3 protein-coding genes are annotated in these 2,038 nt (G+C 58.6%); all 3 read left to right on the forward strand.

What is annotated here, in order from left to right:
- On the forward strand, window positions 1–378 hold a 378-nt coding region (locus NW837_RS10150), incomplete at its 5' end, for a TIGR03985 family CRISPR-associated protein (RefSeq protein ID WP_414331214.1).
- Window positions 375–1,400: a CRISPR-associated endonuclease Cas1 gene (gene cas1 / locus NW837_RS10155; protein WP_414331217.1), complete on the forward strand. Its 1,026-nt coding sequence runs from the start codon at window positions 375–377 to the stop codon at window positions 1,398–1,400. The genes NW837_RS10150 and cas1, both read left to right, overlap by 4 nt.
- On the forward strand, window positions 1,400–1,678 hold the full coding sequence (gene cas2, locus NW837_RS10160; RefSeq protein ID WP_414331218.1) for a CRISPR-associated endonuclease Cas2: 279 nt from the start codon (window positions 1,400–1,402) through the stop codon (window positions 1,676–1,678). The genes cas1 and cas2 overlap by 1 nt, the downstream gene beginning before the upstream one ends.
- The last annotated feature ends 360 nt before the right edge of the window (window positions 1,679–2,038 follow it).

Genomic DNA, 2,038 nt, shown 5'->3' on the forward strand with positions numbered 1-2,038 from the left:
TGGGGATCCGATTTTTACCTGCCCAAGGCATTGTTGATCCTTCGATTTTCCCCGGAGTTTGCCCGTCGCTATGTGGAAAGCACAGTGCGACATCCCACCTTCCAGCCCATTGCCTACGAGCGGATCCCGGCTTTGGTGCAACGGGCAGTGGCGGATGCGCGGGAGCGCGAACAGATTTTGAACATTGTCCGGCAAAGGCCAACCAGCGACCGGTACTTCCGCGCCTGGGCACGGGTGGGAGATACCAATTTCACCATGCGCCTGCGGGATTGGCGGCCCAACGGCGAGGTCATCGCTCCCCTGGCCTACCGGGAACAGATGGCTCGGGAAGCCCAGGCAGAGCTGCAGTTTTATCGCCCCGACCTGAAGCTTTCTTGACCTTCCTGCCCATGACCACCCTCTACCTAACCGAGCCGGGGACTGTGGTTCACTGCCAAAACCAAACCCTGCTCATTCGCCGCCGTGGTCAAGAGCAGCTTTGCCGCCTTGCGGAGGTGGAGCTGGTGGTGGTGTTGCCCGGGATCCAATTGACCAGCGCAGCTTTGGCCCAACTGCTGGATCGAGGCATCGAAACCATTTTTTTGCGTGCGGATGGCGGTTTTCGCGGTCGCCTGCAGGGATCCTTCTCCACCAACTCTGAGATCCGTCTGGCCCAGTATCAGCGGGCCTACTCCCCCTGGGGGCTGAGGTGGGCCAAGGTGATTGTGCGCGGCAAGATTCGCAACCAACGGGCAATTCTACAACTGCACAACCGGGCTACCCGCGGCCAAATTGCCCCCTTACAGGAGGGTATTGATGTTATCGCCGCCTACCTGCAACAGTTGGATCGCTCCACCACTCCTCCGGATCGAGAAGCGCTGATGGGCCTGGAGGGCATTTGCGCCCGCACCTACTACCAATCCCTGCAACATTGCTTTCCGCCTGAGTGGAACTTCACTGGCCGCAACCGACAGCCGCCGCTCGACCCGATCAACGCTCTGCTCAGTTGGGGCTACGGGGTGCTGCTGGCCCGCGTGTTCTCCGCAGTGGTGATGGCCGGGTTGGATCCCTATCTCGGCTTTTTCCACGCCAACTTGCCCTACCGCCCCAACCTGGTGCTGGATTTGATGGAAGAGTTTCGGCCCTTGGTGGTGGATTGGGCTGTGCTCCAGCTTGTCAAGGCTGGCCTGCTCACGCCGGAAGACTTTGAGCCGTCGCCGGATGGGACAGGCATATGGCTGGGATCCCTGGCCAAAAAACTATTTTTGGGAGAGCTGGAACGCCGCTTCCGCGAGCCATTGCTCTATCCTCCCCAATCTCGCCGCCTGCCCCTCAGTCAAATTGTGCTGGAGCAAGCCCGCCGGCTGAGCCGTTGCCTGGTGAGCGGTGACCTAGACTATGAGCCCATAGAGCTGCGCTGATGCTGTGGTTGGTTTGCTACGACGTGGTGGACGATAAGCGGCGACAACAGTTGGCCAAGCAGTTGGAACAGTGTTGCCAGCGGGTGCAATACTCCGTGTTCGAATGCCCACTGGACACTGCAGAGTTGGAAAACAAGCTGGAACAGTCGTGGTTGCCCCTGCTGAATCTCAAGGAAGACAGTCTGCGGGCCTACCCTTTGGATGCCGCGGCCAAGAAGCAGGCCAAAGTCTTCGGGGGGCCTCCCCCCTATGAGCCGCCGGACTACCTGATCTTCTGAGGCTCTCCACCGGGCCGAAATTGTAAAGTTTTGTGCGCGATCTGTCGGGGCGAGCCATCATCAGCCTGACTCTGCCGGCACAAGATTTTAAGGGAAACTTTAGATCTTTTGCCCCGATTGGCCCAAAAACGTGACATAATGGCCGTAGCAAGCTCAATTTCCCCGCTTGCGCTTGGCCGCGAGGACAATGTTAATATCTGTGTCGAGGAATCTCCGTACTCCCTCGCGAACGCACCTTGAAAACCTCATGAATTCAGGCTTTTCCGAGGGTAGGGTTGATCCCTACCTTTTCCCCGCAAGGGGACGGAAACCCACGGACCGTACAGCGTAATATGCATTTTGACCTCCCTTGTTGATCCC

This window comes from Synechococcus sp. R6-10 (assembly GCF_047461815.1).
In the GTDB taxonomy this organism is placed as follows: domain Bacteria; phylum Cyanobacteriota; class Cyanobacteriia; order Thermostichales; family Thermostichaceae; genus Thermostichus.